Raw genomic sequence first — 22,957 nt, 5'->3', positions numbered from 1 at the left:
ATCGGGTGACCGTCCTGCTAGGGGGCCACCGCGCAGGGCAGGCCGTTCAGCGTGAACTCGTCGACGTCGAGCGCGCCGGTGCCGGTCGATCCGATGAAGCCGAAGGTGGTGCGCTTGCCGGGCTTGATCGTCCCGTTCCATGGCATCGACTCGACGCTCACGTCAGCGCCGGACTGCGTCACCTGGCCGCTCCACAGGTGGGATACCTGCTCGTCGCCGGCGAACGTCCACTCGACGTCCCAGCCCTTGATGGGCTCGTCGCCGATGTTCTTCACCCAGACCTGGGTGTTGAAGCCGTGCGGCCACTGACCGTGGATCGTGTAGCTGATCTCGCAGATCGGGGTAGGCGCGGGGCCCGAGTCGAGGTCGAGACCCACCAGCACCGGGTCGTGGTCCGACGTGCGGTACCAGTCGGGGGCGTAGAGGGACTCGATCTGCGCCTCGGACTTGAAGTCGGTGTTGTAGTCCAGTACCGACGGCTCGTCCGCGTTGATGTTCACGTGCGCCGACCCCGTCACCTGCTCGGCGAGGCTGGAGGACGCGAACACGTAGTCGAGCGAGCCCCACTGGCCGTCGAAGACGTACCCGTAGCCCTCGGCGGCCATGTCCACGTAGCCCGCGTCACGCAGCACGTCGATCGGGTCCTCCTGCGCGTAGGAGTTGAGGTCTCCGAGGATGAAGACGTCAGGGTCCTCGACGCCGGTGGGCGACGTGGCCACCCAGTCCACGATGGCCTCGGCCGCGAGCGTCCGAGTCTCGTTCCAGCACGAGGCGCCATCCCCGAGATCAGCGTTCGCGCCGGTGGCGGAACCGCAGCCCTTGGACTTCCAGTGGTTCGACACCGCAGTGAAGGTCTCGCCGGTGGCGGTCTCCTCGAAGGTCTGCGCGAGCGCGGGGCGGTTGTTGTCGTCGTCGAATCGGGGGTCGACGCTGGAGTCCAGCACCGCAATGTCGCCCGCCTCGGAGACCGTCGTGGTGTTGTACAGGAAGCCCACGCGGATCACGTCGGTGCCGATGGCGCCGGAGTCCACGTAGGAGTAGGTGCCAGCGCCGACCTCGGCGTTCAGCGCGTCGGAGAGGTACGCCAGCGGCTCGACTCCGGGGGTGTTCTCCATCTCCATGATGCCGATCACGTCCGCGTCGAGCTCGAGCATCGCGTCCACCAGCTTCTCGGTCTGGCGCTCGAGCTCCAGCTCCGAGTCCGCCCCGCGGCAGAACTGCTCGGAGCCGACCGGGCCGCAGATGGGCCCCGAGCCGTCGATGGTCGTGAAGTAGTTGAGCACGTTGAAGCTCGCGACCTTGATGCTGCCGCCCACCTCCGGCGCACTGGCCGGACGCGGGGTGTTCGACTCGAACACCGGGGTGTCGGCCGTCGGCGAGGCCGGGCGCACGCGCCAGGCGTTTCCTGACGCCGAGTTGCCGGCCCAGGTGTAGGTCATCACGCCGGTGAGACCAGTCACCGAGTCGCCGCCGCGCAGCGGGTTGTCTGCGGTCAACGGGTCCCCTCCGCCACCGAAGATGATCGGGTCGGGGTTCTGGTTGTTGAGGGTGTCGTCGATCTTGATGCGGTTGAGGTCGTTCGCCGCCTGCACGGCGTTCGCGTCTGCGCCGGGCTCGGCGACAGTGGTGGGCTGGTCGAGGCGGTCGCCGCTCGAGACGGTGATCTCACCGAACCTGCCGAGCAGGTAGAACTCGGTGACGTACAGCTCCTGGTCGAACTCGACGGCCATGCCCTCGTAGCGCTCCGCTTCTGCCGCATCGGCGAAGGGCAGCGAGACGGAGGCGGGCGTGACGGATGCTCCGGTGTCGAGCACCTCGACGTCGGCGAAGCTCACCTGGGTCTGGCCCTGGTACTCGGAGACCTCGCCCGTGATCGAGACGACGTCCCCGAGGCCGACCTCGTCGGCGCCTGCGTTGAAGACGAAGATGCCCTCCGAGGTCGCGGGGTTGTCGTCAGCGTCTTCATCGCGCGACTGCACGTAGAAGCCGCGCAGGTTCGGGCTCGCGCCCTCGTAGTCGCCCACGACGACGCCTTCGAACGTCACCGTCTGCCCGTCGAGCGGGGACGTGTCGCCTTCGCCCTGGATCGTGCTGATGGTCACAGGGCCGTCCGAGACGGTGAACGTCACCGCGACGTCCTCTTCCATCGCGTCAGGCGGGTCGATCTCGTCCACGTCGGTGACGGCCGATGCGGTCACGGTGAGCGTGCACTCCTCGCCCTCCGCGAGCTCGGCCTCCGGGGTCAGCGTGAACGTGGTGGGGCCGCCATCGGCCGCGAGCGCGAGCGCTCCGGACTCCGTGCACTCGAGTGCGAACGCGCCGTCGGCGACCACGGGCTCGGTGAACTCCACCTCGAGCGACGCCGAGGGGCTCACGCCCAGCGCGCCGTCGGCGGGCGTCGTCGAGGCGACGGCCGGGGCCGCGTCCTCGACCGGCCCACCGTCACAGGTCGTGGTGTGCGCGCCCAGCCCGTCGAAGGTGTTGACCGGCAGCACCTCCCACTCCTCAGCGGCGTCGAAGGCGTCGAACGGGTCGGTGTCGCCCGCACACACGGCCGGAAGCCGCCGCAGCGTGTCGTCCGCGCCACCTCCGGGCCACTGCGAGCCAGGGTCCACGCCCACCTGGCCGAACGAGTCGACCACGGCCTCGTCACGGAACAGCACCAGGGCGTCGTCTCCGTTGAACAACCCGGCACCGCTCGTGAGGTCCGCCTCGGCGAGGATCGCAGGGTCTGCGCTCGAGTGCGCCACCACGAAGACGTCGCCCGCGGCCAGGGTCCCGGTCAGGTCGAGGTTCACCGACGCCGAGGTGTTGCCGTTCGAGTACTGGGTGAGCACGTACGGCTCGAGGTCCACGGCCTCCCCCGTGCCGTTGTAGATCTCGACGGCCTTGTTGAAGCTCGAGCCCTCGATGTACTCGGAGAGGAGGAGCTCGGTGGGGGTGTCGGCGACGGAGGGTAGCGCCGATGCGGCGGTCACCCCCAACGCGATCACGACAGCAGAGGCGGTGGTGCGACGACGCATGTTTTCTCCCTGTTTTTCCGGTTGTCTCCACCGTAGGGACCAGCGTCGCGACGCGCGCGACGAATGAGGAAACTCTGGGTGAAACCTGGATGTCCGTCATGTTGCGCAGGGCGCGGGCCACCGGTCCCGCTCGACTGAGAGCCGCTCGCGATAGCGTGAGAGCAGGATCACTCGAGGAGGACTCATGGCCACCTGGTTCATCACCGGATGCTCGACAGGGATCGGCCATGCCACGGCATGGGCCGCCGCCGACGCCGGTCACACGGTGGTCGCGACCGCGCGCCGACCGGAGACGCTGGACGACCTCGCGGCCGCGCACCCCGAGCGGGCCATCGTCCTCGCGCTTGACGTCACGGACCAGGCCGCCGTGGAGGCCGCCGTCGCCGAGGCCGAGAGCCGCACGGGCGGCGTCGACGTCGTCGTGAACAACGCCGGCATCGGGTGCTTCGCCACCATCGAGGAGACGCCGCCGGCCGATGCGCGGGCCGTGATGGAGGCGAACTTCTGGGGAGCCGCGGCAGTCACGACGGCGTTCCTGCCGCACCTGCGCGCACGGCGCGCCGGCCACATCATCACCATCTCGTCGATCGCAGGCGTGCGGGGATCCGCGGGTCTGGGCTACTACAGCGCGTCCAAGTGGGCGGTGTCCGGCTTCATGGAGTCGCTGTGCAAGGAGGTGGCGCACCTCGGGATCAAGGTCACCATCATCGAGCCTGGCCCCGTCCTGTCGCAGTGGATCCCGTCAGGCGCCAAGGTCCACGACGGCCTGCACGACTACGCGGAGGTCATGGAGCCGTACTGGAGGCGCATCGACGCCCTCCCCGGCAACCAGCCCGGCGACCCGCACGCGTTGGCGCGGGTGATGCTGCAGATCTCCCAGATGGACGAGCCCCCGCTGCACCTGCTCGCCGGCCGCCACGCGATCACTCACGGGCGAGGCAAGGCCGAGGGTCTCGCGGCCGAGATCGACACATGGGAGGACCTGGGACTGTCGATCGACACCCGCGGCTGACTACTCGCCGCGGTGCGCCTTGATGGTCTCGATCGCCTGAGGGATCACGTCGAACAGGCTGCCCACGACGCCAAAGTCGCTGATCTCGAAGATGGGCGCATCGGGATCCATGTTGATCGCCACGATGGTGCCGGAGGCCTGCATGCCGCCGCGGTGATGGACGGCGCCCGAGATGCCGCACGCGACATAGAGCGCCGGGGTCACCGTGGTGCCGGTCTGGCCCACCATGTGCTCGTGGCTGATCCAACCCTCGTCCGTCGCGTCGCGACTCGCGCCGACGGCACCGCCCAGGACTGCGGCGAACTCCTCGATGAGCGTGTAGTCGCCGTTCGTGCCGCGTCCACCCGAGACCACCACCGGCGCCTCGGCGAGCGGCACGCCCTCACCCTGTTCGACGGGCTCCACCGAGACGAGGCGCTCGCGGGTCTGCGGCAGCGCCACCTCGACCTGGGTGACGGTCGCATCGCCGGGGTTCTCCGCCGGCGAGGCCTGGGTCGTGTTCGGCCGCACGCCCACGATGGCGCGCTCCGCATCGATGCGCGTGCGCACGTTCCAGGTGGCGGCGAAGACGGTCTGGAAGGTCTCGATGCGACCGTCGACCCGCGAGGCTCCAGCGGCGTCGACCACGACGCCGGCTCCGTTCAGGACGGCCAGTCGGGTCGCGATCTCCTTGGTGACGAACGTCGAGATCACCACCAGCACGGGCGCGTCCTCCGTCGCGGCGGCGATCGCGGCCGCGGCCTTGGCGGGAAGGCGCGCATCGTCCCCGATGCCCACCACGCGCACCTCGGAGGCGCCGTACTCGCCCAGCCGCGCGACCGCATCGGCCGCAGGCGCATCCCCGAGCCACAAGGCGATCGGAGTGCCCAGCGAGCGGGCGAGCGTGAGCGCCTCGAGCGACGGCGGCGTGACCGCGCCATCGCGGTGCTCGATCAGGACGGCGACGGTGTCGGTGCTCATGCGAGGCCCTTCTCGATGAGGAACTCAGCCAACTCGCGGCCACCCTCACCCTTGTCGGTGACTTGACGGCGGTTCTCGCGCGGGGGCCGCTCGGAGGCGTCGACCACGGTGGCTCGTGCCGCCCCGCCACCGACGAGAGCCGGATCGATGCCCAGGTCGGCGAGCGTCCACACGGGGACCTCCGCCTTGCGGGCCGCCATGATCAGCTTGAAGTTGGGGTAGCGAGGCTTGTTCGCCTCGTCCGTGACGGAGACGACCGCCGGCAGCGGCGCGGTGACCGTCTCGTGCGCATCGGGCAGGTGACGCTCGATCGTGGCCTCCCCATCGGCGACGCTGACCGCCGATGCGAGGGTGAGCTGCGACCAGTCGAGCTCGGCCGCGAGCGCGGTCGGGAACATCGAGGTGAGTCCGTCGAGAGCCGCCATGCCGGTGATCACCATGTCGAGCGGAGCCTCGGCGTGCACCTTGCGCACGGCCGCGCCGATGACCATCGCGGTGCCGAACACGTCGGAGCCTGCCACGGCCTCATCGCTCACGTGGATCGCATGGTGAGCGCCCAGCTGGAGGGCCTTGCGCACAGCTGAGACCGCATCGGGCCCGCCCAGAGTGAGCGCGTAGACCTCGCCTTCGCCGGCTTCCTCGACCAGCTGCAGCGCGGCCTCGACGGCGTGCTCGTCGAGCTCGTTCATCGAGCCGTCCTCCGCCGTCCGCGTGACCGTGCCGTCGGTGAAGGATCGGTTCGACTGCAGGTCGGGGACGTGCTTGACCGTGACCAGGATTCGCATGGGCCAAGCCTAGCGGGGGGAACGCCGTGCGCCGTCGGCGCGTTGTTTCTCTCACCCGACTGGGAGGAACCGCCATGGCCCTGCTCCTCGACCACCAGATCGACTCCTACGCCGCTGCGGGGCTGCCCGCGCTGGCGGGCCAGAGCGAGAGCGCGTTCCGCGCACTCTTCGAGCCACTGCGCACCCCTGCATCCAGAATGTCCCAGACGGCCGACGCGAGGGAGGGCTCAGTCCCGTACCTCGCCGTGGTGAGCGACGGCCTGATCGACCCCGCTGCCCGCGTCCCTGGCCTGCGCCTGCCAGGGTCCTCGAGGACCGGCATCCTCGACCGCAACCACGGCGACGAGGGCCTCGCGCCCTACCGGTCCCGCGACGAGATGTCGGTCCCCGATGCTGGCGTCTACCTGCTGATCGAGGTCGATCGCGGCGATGAGTGGCGCGACGTCCCCCCACGCGACGCCAGGCCGGCCATCGAGGGCCGCGGCCGCACTGCGCTCACGATCGCGGAGGGCCTGTCGCTCCTGACCGCCCATCCGGGCGTCCTGCGCACGAACCACTGCTTCATGCTTGCCGGCTCGACGAGGGGAGACAAGCGAGTGCCGGCGCTGTGGATCTCGAAGCGCGCACCCAAGCTCGGGTGGTGCTTCGAGGGAGTGCCGCACTCCTGGCTCGGCGTCGCCTCCGCCGGTGGGCGCATCGGCCCCACGATTGTCTAGGTCCTGGGCGACCTAGTCCCGGGCGATCCGGTCCTCGAGCCGCGCCACCTGCTCGCGCAGCGCCCGCAGCTCGCCGAGCACCTCGCCAGAGACATCGTCGGCGCGCTCATCTCCGTGGCCACCGGCGAGGTCCGCCTTCGGCTCGTGGCGGCGGTTCATGGCCTCGACGGTGACGGCGACGAACAGGTTGAGGGCAATGAAGGTGGTGACCACGTTGAACACGATGAAGTAGCCCGCGATCCAGCCGGCCTCCTGCGTCATCGGCACCACCAGATCCGGCCAGCCGTCCGAGATCATGATGCGGAACAGCGAGGTGTTCGAGGTCCACAGGTCGCCGAAAGCGTCGGGCCGCATGTCAGCGAAGAGCATGGTCGAGCTGACGGCGAACATGTACATGATCATCACGAGGAGCGCACCGATGCTGAGGATGCCGGGTATCGCGGCGCCCAAGGCATTGACGACCAGGCGCATGGACTTGACCGCCGACAGCAGCCGCAGCACCCGCAGCAGACGGAGCACGCGCAGCACCTCGGAGCCCGTCCCCGTGGGGATGAGCGCCACCACCACCACGAACAGGTCGAACAGGCTCCACGGATCGCGGAAGAACGCGGCTCCGTTGCCGTAGATGCGCAGGACGATCTCGATCACGAAGACGGCCACGATGATCGCGTTCGCGGTCTCGAGCACCCCGCCCCAGCTCTCCATGACACCGGGGTAGGTCTCGGCGCCGAGGATGGCGGCGTTGAGGACGATCAGCGCGATGATGACGCGCTGGAAAGGAGCAGACTCCGTGAGCGCGAGGACGCGGGCGCGCGTGGGGGACGCGGATTCGGGGACGAGCATGGCGGAAGGCTAGCCTGCGCCGCGACGGCGGCGCGAGACGCGAGGCGTTCCGGTCACCGCGCGGACACGCTCGGCAGGCACAATAGGACCATGTCCCGTGAAGGTGTTACCCCCTCCCCCACGCCGCACCGCCTTGGCGTCCACCTCGTTGACGGCGGCGCGGTGGTCGGCGTGTACGCCGGCCACGCCACCGCAGTCGACCTCTGCCTGTTCGACGACGAGGGCACGGAGGAGCGCGTCGCGCTCCACGGCCCTTCCGCAGGCGTCTGGCACGCGTTCGTCCCCGAGATCGCGGAAGGTCAGCTCTACGGCTTCCGCGCCGCCGGGCCGTGGCAGCCCACCAAGGGCCACCGGTACAACCCCGCGAAGCTGCTGCTCGACCCGTATGGCCGCGGCATCGCCGGCGACTTCACGCCCATGAATGCCGAGGGCGCCCAGACGCTGCTGTCGAACCGCGATGCGACGGACACGGCCCCGCTGATGCCCCGCTCGGTTGTCACGGTGGAGCCCGGCGGCTCGTGGCAGACCCCGCACCCGTGGGTGCCGTGGGAGGACACCGTCATCTACGAGCTGCACGTCAAGGGCTTCACCAAGCAGATGGAGGCCGTGCCGGAAGAGCTGCGCGGCACCTATGCCGGCCTCGCGCACCCGGCCTCGGTCGAGTACCTGAAGTCGCTGGGCGTCACCACCATCGAGTTGCTGCCGGTGCACGCGTTCGCCTCCGAGCCCCATCTCGACCACAGCGGCCTGAGCAACTACTGGGGATACTCCACCGCGGGCTTCTTCGCTCCCCACGCCCCCTACGCGACAGCCGAGGCGCGGGCACGCGGTGCGCAGGGCGTGCTCGACGAGTTCGTGGGCATGGTCGACCTGCTCCACCAGGCCGGGCTCGAGGTGATCCTCGACGTGGTCTACAACCACACCGCCGAAGCGGGCTGGGGCGACCGCGTGCTGAGCTGGCGCGGTCTCGACAACCACGACTACTACAAGCACCAGCCGCACTCCCCCGGCCACTACGACGACACCACGGGCACCGGCAACACGCTGGACTTCACGCACCCTCGCGTGGTCCAGATGGCGCTGGACTCGCTCAAGTTCTGGGTCGAAGAGGTGGGCGTCGACGGCTTCCGGTTCGACCTCGCGGTCACGCTGGGGCGCACCGGTCACGGCTTCTCGACGCGACACCCGTTCCTCGTGGGTCTCACGATGGACCCGGTGCTCGGCGGCGTGAAGCTCATCGCCGAGCCGTGGGACACGGGCCTGGGCGGATGGCAGGTCGGCAACTTCCCGGCGCCCATGACCGAGTGGAACGACCGGTTCCGCGACCGCATCCGCTCGTTCTGGCTGACCGACACCGCCAAGGGCGGCCGTCACCACCCCACCGCCCCTGAGCTCGCGACAAGGCTCGCCGGATCCTCGGACCTGTTCGGCCACACCGAGCCGCCGCTCATGCGCGGACCGCTCGCCTCGGTCAACTTCGTCACGTGCCACGACGGCTTCACCGCGCACGACCTCACCGCGTACAACGGCAAGCACAACGAGGCCAACGAAGAGGACAACCGCGACGGCACGGACAACAACCGGTCGTGGAACCACGGTTACGAGGGCCCGACGGGCGACGAGGACATCCTCGCGCTGCGACGGAGGTCGATCCGCAATCTCCTGGGCACCACGCTGCTCTCGGCGGGCACGCCGATGCTGTTGGCGGGAGACGAGTTCGGCAACTCCCAGGGCGGCAACAACAACGCCTACTGCCAGGACAACGAGATCTCGTGGCTCGACTGGGAGCACGCCCCGTGGCAGGAGGACCTTCGCGCCACCGTGGCCCACGTGGTCGGTCTGCGCCGTGCACACCAGGTGCTGCGACCCGCGACCTTCTACGAGGGCCGCGACCCTCGTCCCGACGACACCAATCCCCGCGCCGACTCGGCGTGGTTCGCCTCCTCCGGCGAGCCCGAGACCGAGGACTGGTGGGAGGACCCCGCCACCCGCGTCGTGCAGTTCATGAGGTCGCTCTCCGACGTCGGCGAGCCTGACGCTCTGCTCGTGATCAATGGGTGGCGCGATCCGGTGGACGTGACGATCCCCTTCGACGACGGCAAGCCGTGGCGCCTCGTGTGGGACTCCGCATGGGAGACCCCGGAGGGCGTCGATGTCGAGGTGATCGCTCCCGGTCAGACCGAGACGCTCGAGGCACTCACCGTGAGGCTGTACCTCTCAGAGGTGTGACTCCACGCGGCGCGAGACGCGCCGGTGCGGTGCGGCTGCCACGAGAGGGCTGCCGCACCGCACCGGGTCACACGTCGCGGGTCAGACCTCCTGACGGCGCGAGCGCAGTGCCAGCACTCCGCCGACCGCCAGCAGGAGCAGCGCGACCGCGAGCGGAGCGAGGATCTCCGCTCCCGTCTCCGACAGTGCGCCGTCGCCCTCGGCGGCGGCCAGCACCGTGATCTCGTACTCTGCGAGCACGTTGCCCTCGGCGTCGAGCGCCATCAGGTGGTGCACGCCGGGCGCGAGATCGAGAGGGATCGTCACCGTGGCGGTGGCCACGCCGTCGACGACAGCCACCGTCGCGAGCCGCTGATACTCGCTCGCGACGCCGAACTCGACGGTGTCACCGGTGACACCTGCGACCGTGATGGTCACCTCGTCACCTGGGCGCAGCGTCGAGTCCGAGACCTGGATCTGGACCTCATCTGTGCCTGGGTCGGTCGGATCGGTCGGGTCCGTCGGATCGGTCGGGTCCGTCGGATCGGTCGGATCGGTCGGATCGGTCGGATCGGTCGGATCGGTCGGGTCCGTCGGGTCCGTCGGGTCCGTGGGATCCGTCGGTTCGACCGCGACGAGGCCGTCGATGGCAGCCACGATCGCATCGACCGCCGCGTCGACATCCGCCTGCGACGTGAACGACGACGCCAGGACGATCTCGCCACGCTCGACCGCAAGATCGAGATCGGCCAGCGACTCTGCCGTGAACTGCTCACGGTCCACCGCTGCCGCATCGGCGACCGCAGCCTCCAGAGCCGAGGTGTCGACGCTCGTGTCCGCATCCGCGATGCGGGTGAGCGTCACGTCGTCCACGTACGACCAGTCGCCGCGGACGATGTCCGCCGAGACCGACACATCGACCGTCGTAGGCTCGTCGAGCGTGAACTCGACCGTGCCCTCGTCCTGCGTGGGCCAGCCCAGCAGGGCGAGCTCGTCGGTGAGGTAGGCGGAGCCGTCCCAGACCCCGAGGTCGTAGGTGGTCGCGGCGGCTCCCCCGGTCACGTCGTTGCCGCCCGCCGAGATGGCGCTGAGCTCGTACGTGCCCGCGGGAAGCTCCGCCGTGGTCTGGGCAGCGCTGATCCAGAAGTCGGGACCAGCGGTGGCGTCGGACCAGCCATTGAGCGCGAAGTCGCCCTCGATGTCTGCGTACGCCGCTACCCAGGCCGTGCCGACGGCCGCATCGGGCCACTCGTCGCCCGCCGTGATGGTCCACGGCGAGACGTCGTCGGTGCCCTTCTCGAATCCGCCGTTCTCGATCCAGTTGCGCTCGGTCACGGTGATCGTCGCCGTGGCCTTCCAGCCGTTCTTGGTGGTGCCGGTCACGGTGTAGTCGCCGGGGGAGGTGATGAGGTCGAGCACGTCGTTCCACACCACGCTCTCGGTCGACGTCGAGTCGTCGTACGCCGTCACGGTCACCGTGGACGGCAGGACGATCTCCTCGCCCTCCACCACGGTCACTGACACGGGCTGCACGGTGGGGTCGGGCACGCCGCCGTCACCCTCCTCGAGCCCGTCGATGGCCGACTGAAGCTGTGCGGTCGCCCCATCCACGGCGTCCTGTGAGGGCGCCGAGGATCCGAGCACGAACGACGCACGCCGCAGAGCACGGTCGAGGTCGACCACTGATGCGGCCGAGTACGCGTCGCGGTCCACTGCCTCCGCCTCGGAGACCAGTGCCTCGAGAGCACCCGTGTCAGCATCGGGCAGGTCGGCCCCGAGCACGAAGGACACGTCGTCGAGCGTTCCCCACGCGCCTGCGCTGAGGTCCCACTCGATCCAGATGTCCACGGTGCCGCCCTCGGAGACCGAGAGCAGCGGCGTCGTCGGGTTCTGCCAGACCTCGTAGCCCTCGACGGTCGCGGGAGCCGAGACCGTGCTGATGCCGTGCTGGGCGTACAGCGTCACCGAGTCCTCGGGACCGGTGCCGCCGCCCTGCAGATACGCCGAGAGTCGGTAGGTGCCAGCGGGCACGTCGGTGAGCGTCTGCGCGATCTCGAACGAGTTCGCGGAGGCGCTGTACCAATGCGTCGACTGCGAGCCGGTGTAGGGGTCCTCGGCACGGCGAATCGTGAAGCCGGAACCCGTGCCCTCCCACATCGACACATCGGCGTCCTCGAAGCCGCCGTTGATGACGAGGTTCTCCCCCGCCGTCGCCGACGAGAGCACCTCCACGGTCGCGGTCGCAGCGATGTCGTCGCCCGCGGTGCCGTTGACGGTGTACAGGCCGGTTCCCGTGATCCACTCTGCATTCGCCGACCATGTCACCGGCACTGACTCCGACGTTCCATCCGTGTAGCGCACGGTCACCGTGCTCGGAAGAATGACAGCCTCGTCATCGAAGACGGTGATCGAGGGCGATGACACCGAGTCGACCTCGCGTGGCGCCACGGAGCCCGTCACCGCGTAGTCGTAGACCTTCAGGGACTCGAGCGGGTATCCGTCGAAGTCGAAGAGAGCCTGGTTGTCCCACGAGCTGCCTCCGTAGTAGACGCCCGCATCGGCCGGGTCGTACTCGCCGGCATAGCTGGATGCCCAGCCGGAGCCGTGCTGCTCCCACAGCTGCTGGTTCGATGCCAGCGCATCGGGCGGACCGACGGGAAGCCAGGCCGGCTCCCAGTAGAAGGTGCCGATGCCGCGGCCGTTCTCCACATTCGCGACGGCCTGCATCACGTCGCGGATGGCGAGGGCCTGACCCTGGACCGAGATCGAGTACTGGTCGTACTGGGTACGGATCGTGTTCTCGTGGCCGTCCCCGTCCTCGAGCGTGTACGCCCACGACACCTCGGCCACGGCGACGTCCTTGTCGTACGTCTGCGCGATCGTGTTCAGGCTGCTCGTGAGGTCCTCGAGCGATCCATGCCAGAACGGGTAGTACGAGCTGAGGAACACGTCGTAGTCCACGCCACGCTCGTCGAGCGCTGCAGCGAAAGACGGGTGGTTGCCCCGCTCGGGGTTGGTGAAGTGCACCGCGACCTGAGCGTCCGGCACGACCTCACGCACCGCGGCGGATCCGGCGCTCACCACGGTGGCGAAGTCATCCCAGCCGCCCACCTCGACGATCTGCTCGCTGGCATTCGGCGTGGTCTCGTTGCCGATCTGCACCATGCCGATGTCGACGCCCGCGTCCTCCATCTGCTGAAGAGTGGTGGCCGTGTAGGCGCGCACGGCGGCGGCCCGTTCCTCGACCGTGTCGAGGTCCTTCCAGGCCTTGGGCAGCTGCTGCTGGCCGGGGTGCGCCCAGAAGTCGGAGTAGTGGAAGTTCACCAGCACGCGCATGCCCGCGGCTGTCGCGCGCTCGGCGATCTCCGTGGCACGTGCCGCGTCCGTGTTTCCGCCACCGTAGCCGTCACCATCAGCCGTCCACGGGTCGTTCCACACACGCACGCGCACCCAGTTCACGCCGTTGTCGGCGAGCACCTCGAACAGATCCGCCTCTGCGCCTGAATCGTCGCGGAACACCACGCCGGATTCTTCGAGAGAGAGCACCGACGAGACGTCGACGCCGTTGATCCACCCCTCGCCCATGCCCTCGACCTTGGGGACGGTGATCCCCGCGTCGATGGGCTCGTCCTCTGCAGCCGATGCTGTGGTCACCAGTCCGGTGACGGCGAGCGCGGAGGCGGCCGCCGTAGCCGTGACCGCTCTCAGTCTGTGTCGCAATGCCATCTGCATGTCCTTTCGATCCTCATTGATCTGTGCGGTGTCGCCCGCGGTCGCGGGCGGGAGGGCGCTGCGCGGTCAGCCCGTGCGCGCGAAGGCTGTGACCGCTCCCAGTGCAGTCCAGCCGAATACCAGGCGTGTGAGTGTCATGAGTGGCGGCTGCCTCAGCCCTTGACCGAGCCGGACGACAGTCCGCCCACGATGAACCGCTGAAGCGACAGGAACAGGACCAGCACGGGGATCGCCGCGATCACAGCGCCGGCGGCGAACAGGCCCCAGTTGCTCGTGAGCTGGTTCGACACCCATTGATACATGCCGACGGCCAGCGTCCATTGATCCTCGGAGACGAGCACGATCCTCGCCAGGATGAAGTCGCCGAATGCGGAGATGAAGGCGAGCAGTCCGACCACCGCGAGGATCGGCGTGACCAGCGGCATGATGAGCTGCCAGTAGATCTGCGAGTGGGTGGCGCCATCGATCTTGGCAGCCTCATCGATCTCGACCGGAATCGAGTTGAAGAAGCCGTACATCAGGAAGGTGTTGGCGCCGAGAGCCCCGCCCAGGTACACGCAGATCAGTGCGATCTTCGAGTTGATCCCGAGGGCCGGAGCGACGTTGCCGAGCGCCGTCAGCAGCAGGAACACCGCGATGAACGCGACCGTCTGCGGGAACATCTGAATGATCAGCAGAGAGGTCAGCCCGGGACGCCTGCCGGTGAAGCGGAACCGCGAGAAGGCGTACGCGGCGGCCGCACCCATGATCACGGCTCCGAACGACGACGCGCCTCCGACGATCAGGGTGTTGGCGACCCAGGACCAGTACGACGTGTCGCCGAGGGCGGCGAAGTTCGCGAACGAGATGTCGCTGAACAGCGCCGCGCCGCTCGACAGCGTGCCCGAATCGGACAGGGCCGCCGAGAGCACATACACGAGCGGGAAGACCGAGTAGAAGATGATGACGGCAGCGACCGGGTACTTCCACCCGAGTTCGCCCCACCACCGGGACCGGCGAGTAGGTGCCTTGCGCTGTGCGAGGGCGTTCTGAGCAGACATCACTGGATCTCCTCGAGCTTGCGGGTCTGGCGGAAGGCGATCGCGGAGATGATGCCCACCACGATGAACACCACGATCGACAGCGCCGATGCGAGTCCATAGTTGGCCACTCCGCCGTCCACGCCGGAGATGCTGTAGATCGCGGAGATGAGGATGTCCGAGGATCCGAGCCCACTCGTCCCCGGGAACGGGGGGCCACCCTCGGTGAGCATGTAGATGATCGTGAAGTTGTTGAAGTTGAAGGCGAACGAGGCGATGGCGAGCGGCGCCGTCGAGACCATCAGCAGCGGTAGCGTGATCGAGCGGAACTGACGCCAGCGTCCGGCCCCGTCGATGCGCGCCGCCTCCATGGTCTCGCTCGGGAGCGCCTGCAGGGCACCGGTGCAGACCAGGAACCAGTACGGGTAGCTGAGCCACAGGTTGACCCAGAGGATCACCACCTTGGCGAGCAGTGGGTCACCGAGCCAGTTGATGTCGGCCCCGAAGAAGAACCAGTCGTTGATGATGCCGAACTCCCGGTTGAACATGCCTCGCCACAGCAGCGCGGACATGAAGGCCGGGAACGCGTACGGGAGGATGAACAGGGTGCGTAGCGAGCGCCTGGCGCGAATGCGCGGGTCGTTGTAGATGATCGCGAAGAGCAGGCCGAGGCCGAACGAGGTGAGCACCGTGAGGATCGCGAACGCGAACGTCCACAGCGTCACCTTCAGCAGCGGCCCTGACAGGGCCGTGTCGGTGACCGCATCCACGAAGTTGTCGAATCCCACCGTGACGACCCAGCCGGCGGGAAGGGAGCTGCCGTCAGCCGCGACGAAGTTGCCGGTGTCGGTGGCCTCGTAGACCGTCCCCGTCTCGGTGTCGGTCAGGGTGCGCGCGTCGGGATCCCACTCGAGGGTCGAGTTGTAGATCGCGCCCGACGACCCGTCGCGGGTGCGGATCGACCCTGACTCGGCGTCGTCGGAGACCGGGACGCGCAGCGCGACGACCTGGTTCTGCAGGTCCTGGTCGGTGAACAGCGCCGAGCGGGGGACGATCTCCCACCCCTCGACCTCGACCGGCGTGCCGGCGTCATCCACGACCGCACCGCCCACGGGCTCGAGGGGCTGCGTCTCGGTGCCGACGCTCACCTCGCCGTCGGCGTTGATCGCGAAGCCGATCTCGTCGCCGTTGTCGACGACGGCCAGTGGATAGGTGGGCGAGTCCTCGACGCGCTGCTCGTCCTGAATGAGCGCGGCGTCGACCGCCTGCTGCATCGAGCCGGCGTGCCCGGTGCCGTAGTTCGTGAAGGCGACGTACCCGGTGTAGCCGAGCACGAACACCTGGAAGACGAGAAGGAAGACGAGCCCGGGGAAGATGTACTTGAGCGGCAGCGTCCGCCTCATGAAGTAGATGACGTCTGCGGCGATCAGCAGCGCGGTCGAGGCGACGAGGATTCCCCACGCCTCCACGTTGAGCGCGGCGAAGATGATGCTCAGCCCCAGCGCGTTGACGAGCGCCATCATGAGGAGCTTCGCCACGAAGCCCCACCCGACGCCGCGCCAGCCGCGCGCGTGCGATTCTCGCAGGTCGCGTTCCTGGCGCGGTGCGCCCGTCTCCACGGTCATGAGTGCTCCTGTCGTGTTCGTGCAGTCAACCAGGGAACCGGTCGCGAGGGCGGATCTCCGCCCTCGCGACCGGGCCGTGCAGTAGTGCTAGCCGATGCTCGCTTCGAGCTCGGCGACCATGTCGTTCCAGGTCGACACGGGGTCAGCGCCCGTGATGATCTGGATCTCTGCGGCGTTCCACAGCTCCCACACGTTGCCCATCTCGGGGATGGACGGCATCGGGACGCCGGCTGCGGCCGACTCGACGAAGCCTGCCGTGATCGGGTCGGCGGAGACCTCCTCTGCCAGCGCGCTCAGCGCGGGCAGGCGGGGGTCGGCCTCGTAGAGGGTGCGCTGGGCGTCCTCGGTGGCCATGTAGTTGGTGAGGAACTCGTTCGCCAGCAGCGCGTTCTCGCTCTGTGCGCTGAGGTAGAAGCCCTGCACGCCCACGAACGGCGCGGCGGTCTCGCCACCGGCCGAGACCATCGGCGAGACGACCAGGTTCATGTCGCCCTCATCGAAGAACGGCATCCACGGACCCTGCAGGATGAACGGCGACTCGCCGCTCGCGAACAGCTGGTTCGAGGTGTCGTAGTCGATCGTGTCGGAGAACACCCCGGTGCCGGCCGAGCCGTTGTCGTAGAGGAACTGCGCGAAGGCCTCTCCAGCCTCGCCGCCCATGCCGACCTCAGTGGTGTAGGACCCTGCCTCGTCCTGAACGAACACAGGCGACCCGAACGAGGTCTGCAGCGGGTACGCGCTGTAGCCGTCGCCGGCGGTGCCGTTCGTGAACAGGATGAACGGACGGTCCTCGAAGCCCGCCTCGTTCGACATCTCGATCATCTCGTCCCACGTGGTCGGCGCAGTGTCGCCCACCAGGTCGGCGTTCTGGATGAGGGCGATCGCCTCGGTCGAGTACGGCAGGCCGTAGAGCTGGCCGTCGTAGGTCATCGCGTCGAGAGCCACCTGCTGGAAGTCGGCCGCCTTGTCGCCGATGTCCACGGTGTCGACGACACCAGCGGTCACGAGCGCGCCCAGCCAGTCGTGAGCGCCGACGGTGATGTCGGGACCCTCGCCGGTGGGAACCTGCGCGATGAAGTCGTTGCGGAGGTCCTCGAAGTTCTTCTGGACCAGGGTCACCGTGGCGCCCGTGTCGGCCTCGAACTGCTCGGCCGCGGTCGCCAGCGCCTCTTCGCGCTCCGCGTCCGTCCAGATGACGAGCTCGGCGCCGGTGCCGTCGATGGCGGGCGCCTCGGACTCCGAGGTCTCAGGTGCGGCCGAGGTCTCAGCGGGCTCCGGGTCTCCTGAGCTGCAACCGGCGACGAGCGCAGCGGTCGCCGCGAAAGCGGCTCCCCATGCAATCTGCTTGCGCATGATGTTTCCTTCCGAAAGTGGGCCGCATCGCGCCTCTCGGGCGAGATCGCGTCGGTGCGACCGCTGGTGTGGTGCGACATCGCCGTCAGTGGCGCTGCCGCGTCGTTGATATCGAGGTTTCTGAGGTGAATCGGCGGCGCAGGTGCCGCCGGGTGGGAGCGGACGTCAGCGACCACCCCCCTCTCGAGCGTGCGAGGTCCGCACGACGGCGACGTCGCCGGCCTGCAGCTCGAGACTTCCGTCGACCCTGGCACCGGTGATGAGGTCGGTGCCGTGGATCGGAAGATCAGCGTGAGTCTCGCCGTGGTTCACGGCGATGACGTAGTCGGAGGCCTCGCCGTGGCGCGTGACGACCTCGACGCCTGCGGGCGTGCCAGGCAGGTCGATGTCAGCGTCGGCGTAGACATCGGCCATGACCGCCGCGAGCGCATCCGCACCGAGGCGAGTGCCGATGTACCAGCCGTGGCCCTCGCCATGGGAGTGCCGCGTGATCGCAGGCATGCCCGAGCCGGGTCCGTCGACGAAGGTGCCGCGCACCTCGGCGCCCGCGAGCGTCATGTCCTCGGCCCACACGTCCGCGGGCAGCGACTGCTCTCCGTAGGTCACGGTCATCGATCGCCCCGCACGGAGCGGCAGGTACTCCTCGACCGTGAGGCCCAGCGCATCGCGCAGGGGCGCTCCGAACCCGCCCTCGTGCACGGCATCGTGCTCGTCGACCACGCCCGCGAAGCACGACACGAGCAGGGTGCCGCCGTTCGCGACGAAGTGGGTGAGGTTCTCGCCGGCCGATGCGGTGAGCAGGTAGGACGCGGGCGCCACCACGAGCTTGTAGCCGCTCAGATCGTGCTCGGGGTGCGCGAAGTCGATGGTGACGTTGTCGCGCCACAGGCGCTCGTAGTACGCCCTCATGCGCTCACGGAACTGGAGGTCGTCGGACGGTCGCCACTCGAGGTCCTGCGCCCACAGCGAGTCCCAGTCGTACAGCACGGCGACGTCTGCCTTGACGGTGCTGCCGCGGAGCTCCGCGAGGTCCTTCAGGTGGGCGCCGAGCTGCGTGACCTCGCGGAACACCCGCGAGCCGGGGCCGGCGTGCGGCACCATCGCGGAGTGGAACTTCTCCGCGCCAGAGCGCGATGCCCGCCACTGGAAGAACATGATGGCGTCCGCGCCGCGGCCCAGGTGGGTGAGCGCGTTGCGACGCATCTCGCCCGGGCGCTTGGCGACGTTGCGTCCCTGCCAGTTGACGGCCGAGGTGGAGTGCTCCATCAGGATCCACGGGCGACCGCGGCCCACGGATCGCGTGAGGTCGGCCGCCAGTGAGAGACCGATGTGGGAGTCCTCGTCGGGCGCCCAGAGGTAGTGGTCGTCCGAGACGATGTCCATCTCCTCGGCCCACTTCCACAGGTCGGTGTTCCAGGACTGGTGCGCCATGAGGTTGGTGGTGATCGGCTGGGTGGCGTGAGCGCGAATCGCGTCTCGCTCGATGCGGAAGCACTCGCGCAGCTGCTCGTCGGTGAAGCGCGCCCAGTCCAGCTTCATCGCCGGGTTGGCGACCGACGGCATGGCGGCCGGTGCGACCACGTGCTCCCAGTCGTCGTAGTGCTGGCCCCAGAACGCGGTGCCCCACGCGCCATTGAGGGCGTCGAGCGTGCTGTAGCGGCGCTGCAGCCAGCTCTGCCACGAGGCGACGGCGCGCGGCGAGAAGTCCTCGCCCACCGGCACCCCGTACTCGTTGTGGACGTGCCACATCACGACGGCCGGGTGGTCGGCGTAACGGGTCGCGAGCTCGGTCGCCAGGCGCTCGATCGCGGCCCGGTACTCCGGCGAGGCGTGCGAGGCCATCCCGCGAGAGCCGAAGCCCATGACGGTTCCGTCCTTGGCGACCACACGCGCATCGGGGTACGCGTGGAAGAACCATGCGGGCGGCGACACGCTCGGCGTACCGAGGTCAACGGCGATGCCGTGGGCGTGCAGAAGGTCGAGGAGCTCGTCCATCCACGCGAAGTCGTAGAGGCCCTCCTTGGGCTCGAGCAGTGCCCACGAGAAGATGCCGACGCTCACCAGGTTCACCCCGGCCTCACGCATGAGCGTGACGTCCTCGTCCCACACCTCGCGCGGCCACTGCTCGGGGTTGTAGTCGCCCCCGTACGCAATGCCTTCGAGTGCGGGCCAAGCAGACTGCGTCATGACGCTCCGTTGAGTCGGGCGGCGCGAGCCGCGTTCGTGTAGCCACCTGAGGCAAACCTGTGACCGGTCACAGTTCTACGCCCCGCCCGCCGGAAAAGCAAACTCCCGCGAAGGATCGTGACCCAACTGTGACGGACTGCCCGCCCGCGAATGGAAACGCTTACATTGTGCGATCACACTCGCCGCGACGCAAATTTCTGACCCGTTTGTGACCATATCGTCACCGCTTGCACGGGCGCTCGGAGGTCCGTCGGTGCCGCCGCACCCAAGAGGGCTAGGCTCAGGCGTCGTGGAGACCCAGATGAGCCAGATGACGAACACGGGGCGGCGCAAGCCGACGATCCGTGACGTCGCCGCGGCCGCTGGGGTCTCGCGCGGCACCGTCTCGCGGGTCCTCAACGGTGGGCACTGGGTGTCCCCCGAGGCGCGCACCGCCGTCGAGCAGGCGATCCAGACCACGGGGTACTACGCCAACCACCACGCCCGCTCCCTGGCCACCGGCCGCGCCAACTCGGTCGCCTTCCTCCTCACCGAGGAGCACCAGCTGCTCTTCGACGACCCCACGTTCCCCCTGCTCCTGCGCGGAGCCGCGGAGGCGCTGGCGCAGCGACACAAGACCCTCGTGCTGCTCGTCGCGGGCACGCCGGAGGAGCGCGAGAACGTCGCCCAGTTCGTGGGCGCCGGGCACGTCGACGGCGTGCTGCTGATCTCCTCTCACGAACGCGATCCGCTGCTCGAGTCCCTGCTCGCCTCTGGCGTGCCGACCGTCGCCTGCGGAATCCCGCTCGGGCATCAGGCCGAGATCACCACCGTGTCGGTGGACGAGATCGGCTCCGCCCGCACCGCGACGCGCCACCTCATGGACTTGGGCCGCTCGCGGATCGCCATGATCACCGGCCCGCCCGACACTCCCGGCGGCCGGTTCCGCGTGGTCGGCTTTCGCGAGGAGCTCGGCGACCGGTTCGACCCCGCGCTCGTCGAGGAGGGCGACTACTCACGCCAGTCGGGGGCCGATGCGATGGCCCGGCTGCTCGAGCGCGCACCAGACATCGACGCCGTCTTCGCGGCCTCCGACCGCATGGCGGCCGGCGCCATCGCCACGGTGCGCGCCGCGGGCCGTGTGGTCCCCCAGGACGTCGCGGTGGTCGGATTCGACGATTCCGGCCTCGCGGCCACGCTCGATCCCCCACTCACGACCATGCGCCAGCCGTTCGGCGAGATCAGCTCGACCATGGTCGAGCTGCTGCTCGAGCTGGTCGAGGGCCGCTCGGCGGAATCGGCGACCCTGCCCACTGAACTGATCGTTCGCGGGACCGCCTGAGTCCTCTTCCCCCCGCATCGGCCGCCGTCCGAGCCTGCGGATCGGGCGAGGCGCTACCGGCCGTCGCGATCAGCCGGTAGGTTCGATACATGCCGTTCTATGGAGAGCAATCCGTCGGACGCATCCCGATTGTCGGGGTGGGTCCGTCGCTCGAAGAGGGTCGCTGGCCGGCCCGCGCCGTCGTCGGGGAGGCGGTTCCCATCTGGGCGACCATCTTCCGCGAGGGCCACGACGCGGAGGGTGCGACCGTCGTCGTGACGCGACCGGACGGCAAGCGGGACGTCCTCCCGATGCCGTGCACGGACTGGGGCAACTCCCTGTACGAGGCCGCATGGATCCCCAAGCTCGAGGGCCACCACACCTTCCACGTCGAGGCGTGGTCCGACCCCTACTCCACGTGGGCGCACGCCGCGGAGGTGAAGGTCAGGGCCGGTGTGGACGTGCAGCTCATGCTCGACGACGGCGTCACCGTCCTCGCTCGCGCGCTCAAGGAGGTGCGTCGCACTGCGGCCGGCAAGGCACTCCTGACCGCGGCCATCGAGACGCTGAACGACCACTCGCTGGATCCAGAGGTCCGGCTCGCCCCCGCGATCAGCGACGATGTCGCGGACGAGCTCACCGCACGACCGCTGCGCGAGTGGGTGACGCCCTCAGCGGTCTACCCGCTGCTGATCCAGCGAGAGAAGGCGCTGATCTCCGCCTGGTACGAGATCTTCCCCCGCTCCGAGGGCGCGCGATACGTCAAGAAGACGGGCGAGTGGCGCTCCGGCACGTTCGCCACGGCCGCGAAGCGCCTCCCGGGGATCGCCGACATGGGGTTCGACGTCGTCTACCTCACCCCGATCCACCCCATCGGCGACACCCACCGCAAGGGACGCAACAACTCGCTCAAGGCTGAGCCCGGCGACCCCGGCAGCCCGTACGCGATCGGATCGGCGGAGGGTGGCCACGACGCGATCCACACCGACCTGGGGACGATGCGCTCGTTCAAGACCTTCGTCGCTCGCGCCAGGGAGCTCGGCCTCGAGGTGGCACTCGACCTCGCCCTGCAGTGCTCGCCCGACCACCCCTGGGTGACGGAGCACCCCGAGTGGTTCACCACGCGCACGGACGGCACCATCGCCTACGCGGAGAACCCTCCCAAGAAGTACCAGGACATCTACCCGCTCAACTTCGACAACGACCCCGAGGGCATCTACCAGGCCGTACGCGATGTCGTCCAGGTGTGGATCGATGCTGGCGTCACGCTGTTCCGCGTCGACAATCCGCACACCAAGCCCTTGACCTTCTGGGAGCGGCTGCTCACGGACATCGCGCGGCGACATCCCGAGGTGATCTTCCTCTCGGAGGCGTTCACCCGCCCGGCCATGATGCACACCCTCGCGCGCATCGGCTTCCACCAGTCGTACACGTACTTCACCTGGCGCCAGAGCGCGACGGAGATGGGCGAGTACCTCGAGGAGGTGTCCGACCGCGAGTCGTCGTTCTACATGCGGCCCAACTTCTGGCCCACGACGCATGACATCCTGACCTCGGACATGCAGGCCGGCGGCGCTCCCCTGTTCAAGGCCAGGGCCGTGCTCGCCGCGACCGGATCGCCCAGCTACGGGATCTACACCGGGTACGAGTTCGTCGAGAACGTGCCGCGGCCCGGTGTCGAGGAGCAGATCGACAACGAGAAGTACGAGTACAAGCCCCGCGACTGGGCCGCAGCGGACCGCTACGGCGTGCAGGACGTCCTGACCCGCCTCAACAGCGCGCGTGCGCGCCACGTGGCGCTGCGCCGGCTTCGCGGGCTCACCCTGCACTCCAGCTCGAACAGCGACATCCTGTGCTTCTCCCGGCACGTCCCCGCCGCCGAGTCCCCCACGGGCAAGGCGGACACGGTGATCGTGGCCGTCAGCCTCGACCCGCATGTGGTGCGCGACGCGATCATCACGCTCGACATGGCAGCGCTCGGCCTGACGGACGACGCCCGCATGGTGGTCGACGACGCCCTGACCGACGCGACCTACACCTGGGGCAAGGAGTTCTACGTGCGCTTCGACCCCGCCGTCACGATGGCGCACGTCGCCGGGGTGCGCGGGCTGTGACGGACACGCACCACGACGGCTCCCGCAAGGACGCTAGGGTGAGTGGAACGAGTGTGAACTCTTCCCTGCTACGCGGGGCG

At 68.8% G+C, this 22,957-nt stretch carries 14 protein-coding genes; 5 read left to right on the top strand and 9 right to left on the bottom strand.

The features are described 5' to 3' along the window. Positions 1–17: 17 nt before the first annotated feature. Complete coding sequence (locus QQX02_RS09460; RefSeq protein ID WP_301142677.1) at positions 18–3,023, bottom strand: ExeM/NucH family extracellular endonuclease; 3,006 nt, start codon at positions 3,021–3,023, stop codon at positions 18–20. A gap of 184 nt (positions 3,024–3,207) precedes the next feature. Between QQX02_RS09460 and QQX02_RS09455 the strand changes: the two genes are divergently transcribed. Continuing rightward, positions 3,208–4,035, top strand: a complete 828-nt coding sequence (locus tag QQX02_RS09455; protein ID WP_301142676.1) for an oxidoreductase — start codon at positions 3,208–3,210, stop codon at positions 4,033–4,035. On the opposite strand, the gene QQX02_RS09450 is transcribed toward QQX02_RS09455, so the two are convergent. Together QQX02_RS09450 and QQX02_RS09445 are read right to left on the bottom strand one after the other, a co-directional pair. After that, positions 4,036–4,995 (bottom strand): electron transfer flavoprotein subunit alpha/FixB family protein, encoded by a 960-nt coding sequence (locus QQX02_RS09450; RefSeq protein WP_301142674.1) that lies wholly within the window; start codon positions 4,993–4,995, stop codon positions 4,036–4,038. Beyond that, entirely contained in the window at positions 4,992–5,780 is a 789-nt protein-coding gene (locus tag QQX02_RS09445; protein WP_301142672.1) for an electron transfer flavoprotein subunit beta/FixA family protein, read from the bottom strand. Before QQX02_RS09445 ends, QQX02_RS09450 begins: the two co-directional genes overlap by 4 nt. Before the next feature lie 74 nt (positions 5,781–5,854). On the opposite strand from QQX02_RS09445, the gene QQX02_RS09440 reads away from it, so the two are divergent. Further along, entirely contained in the window at positions 5,855–6,496 is a 642-nt protein-coding gene (locus tag QQX02_RS09440) for a DUF5701 family protein (RefSeq protein ID WP_301142670.1), read from the top strand. 12 nt (positions 6,497–6,508) lie between these two features. Here the strand turns inward: QQX02_RS09440 and QQX02_RS09435 are convergent, their stop codons facing one another. After that, the gene (locus QQX02_RS09435; RefSeq protein ID WP_301142669.1) at positions 6,509–7,339 is read right to left on the bottom strand and encodes an ion transporter; all 831 of its coding nucleotides are present in this window, start codon (positions 7,337–7,339) and stop codon (positions 6,509–6,511) included. 90 nt (positions 7,340–7,429) lie between these two features. Between QQX02_RS09435 and glgX the strand changes: the two genes are divergently transcribed. Continuing rightward, positions 7,430–9,568, top strand: a complete 2,139-nt coding sequence (gene glgX, locus QQX02_RS09430; protein WP_301142667.1) for a glycogen debranching protein GlgX — start codon at positions 7,430–7,432, stop codon at positions 9,566–9,568. Positions 9,569–9,649: 81 nt separating this feature from the next. On the opposite strand, the gene QQX02_RS09425 is transcribed toward glgX, so the two are convergent. The 5 genes from QQX02_RS09425 to QQX02_RS09405 all read right to left on the bottom strand — a co-directional run bounded on the left by QQX02_RS09425 (position 9,650) and on the right by QQX02_RS09405 (position 19,463). Further along, positions 9,650–13,273 (bottom strand): glycosyl hydrolase 53 family protein, encoded by a 3,624-nt coding sequence (locus QQX02_RS09425; RefSeq protein ID WP_301142666.1) that lies wholly within the window; start codon positions 13,271–13,273, stop codon positions 9,650–9,652. Positions 13,274–13,431: 158 nt separating this feature from the next. Continuing rightward, on the bottom strand, positions 13,432–14,319 hold the full coding sequence (locus QQX02_RS09420; protein ID WP_301142665.1) for a sugar ABC transporter permease: 888 nt from the start codon (positions 14,317–14,319) through the stop codon (positions 13,432–13,434). Continuing rightward, on the bottom strand, positions 14,319–15,923 hold the full coding sequence (locus QQX02_RS09415) for an ABC transporter permease subunit (protein WP_301142663.1): 1,605 nt from the start codon (positions 15,921–15,923) through the stop codon (positions 14,319–14,321). Before QQX02_RS09415 ends, QQX02_RS09420 begins: the two co-directional genes overlap by 1 nt. A gap of 87 nt (positions 15,924–16,010) precedes the next feature. Continuing rightward, positions 16,011–17,276, bottom strand: coding sequence for a sugar ABC transporter substrate-binding protein (locus QQX02_RS09410; protein ID WP_301142661.1), 1,266 nt, complete (start codon positions 17,274–17,276; stop codon positions 16,011–16,013). A 165-nt stretch (positions 17,277–17,441) separates the two neighbouring features. Further along, the gene (locus QQX02_RS09405; protein WP_301142660.1) at positions 17,442–19,463 is read right to left on the bottom strand and encodes a beta-galactosidase; all 2,022 of its coding nucleotides are present in this window, start codon (positions 19,461–19,463) and stop codon (positions 17,442–17,444) included. A gap of 301 nt (positions 19,464–19,764) precedes the next feature. On the opposite strand from QQX02_RS09405, the gene QQX02_RS09400 reads away from it, so the two are divergent. Next, positions 19,765–20,784 (top strand): LacI family DNA-binding transcriptional regulator, encoded by a 1,020-nt coding sequence (locus QQX02_RS09400; protein WP_301142659.1) that lies wholly within the window; start codon positions 19,765–19,767, stop codon positions 20,782–20,784. A gap of 89 nt (positions 20,785–20,873) precedes the next feature. Further along, complete coding sequence (locus QQX02_RS09395; RefSeq protein WP_301142658.1) at positions 20,874–22,877, top strand: alpha-1,4-glucan--maltose-1-phosphate maltosyltransferase; 2,004 nt, start codon at positions 20,874–20,876, stop codon at positions 22,875–22,877. Positions 22,878–22,957: the final 80 nt, after the last annotated feature.

Source organism: Demequina muriae (genome assembly GCF_030418295.1).
GTDB lineage: Bacteria > Actinomycetota > Actinomycetes > Actinomycetales > Demequinaceae > Demequina > Demequina muriae.
This window is presented reverse-complemented; position numbering and strand designations above follow the sequence as displayed.

Bases quoted from the DNA above. Each gene is read 5' to 3' on its own strand.
- QQX02_RS09455 (WP_301142676.1), top strand. From the start codon at position 3,208: ATGGCCACCTGGTTCATCACCGGATGCTCGACAGGGATCGGCCATGCC.
- QQX02_RS09395 (WP_301142658.1), top strand. From the start codon at position 20,874: ATGCCGTTCTATGGAGAGCAATCCGTCGGACGCATCCCGATTGTCGGG.
- QQX02_RS09435 (WP_301142669.1), bottom strand. From the start codon at position 7,339: ATGCTCGTCCCCGAATCCGCGTCCCCCACGCGCGCCCGCGTCCTCGCG.
- QQX02_RS09450 (WP_301142674.1), bottom strand. From the start codon at position 4,995: ATGAGCACCGACACCGTCGCCGTCCTGATCGAGCACCGCGATGGCGCG.
- QQX02_RS09460 (WP_301142677.1), bottom strand. From the start codon at position 3,023: ATGCGTCGTCGCACCACCGCCTCTGCTGTCGTGATCGCGTTGGGGGTG.
- QQX02_RS09425 (WP_301142666.1), bottom strand. From the start codon at position 13,273: ATGGCATTGCGACACAGACTGAGAGCGGTCACGGCTACGGCGGCCGCC.
- QQX02_RS09400 (WP_301142659.1), top strand. From the start codon at position 19,765: ATGAGCCAGATGACGAACACGGGGCGGCGCAAGCCGACGATCCGTGAC.
- QQX02_RS09445 (WP_301142672.1), bottom strand. From the start codon at position 5,780: ATGCGAATCCTGGTCACGGTCAAGCACGTCCCCGACCTGCAGTCGAAC.
- QQX02_RS09420 (WP_301142665.1), bottom strand. From the start codon at position 14,319: ATGTCTGCTCAGAACGCCCTCGCACAGCGCAAGGCACCTACTCGCCGG.
- QQX02_RS09440 (WP_301142670.1), top strand. From the start codon at position 5,855: ATGGCCCTGCTCCTCGACCACCAGATCGACTCCTACGCCGCTGCGGGG.
- glgX (WP_301142667.1), top strand. From the start codon at position 7,430: ATGTCCCGTGAAGGTGTTACCCCCTCCCCCACGCCGCACCGCCTTGGC.
- QQX02_RS09415 (WP_301142663.1), bottom strand. From the start codon at position 15,923: ATGACCGTGGAGACGGGCGCACCGCGCCAGGAACGCGACCTGCGAGAA.
- QQX02_RS09410 (WP_301142661.1), bottom strand. From the start codon at position 17,276: ATGCGCAAGCAGATTGCATGGGGAGCCGCTTTCGCGGCGACCGCTGCG.
- QQX02_RS09405 (WP_301142660.1), bottom strand. From the start codon at position 19,463: ATGACGCAGTCTGCTTGGCCCGCACTCGAAGGCATTGCGTACGGGGGC.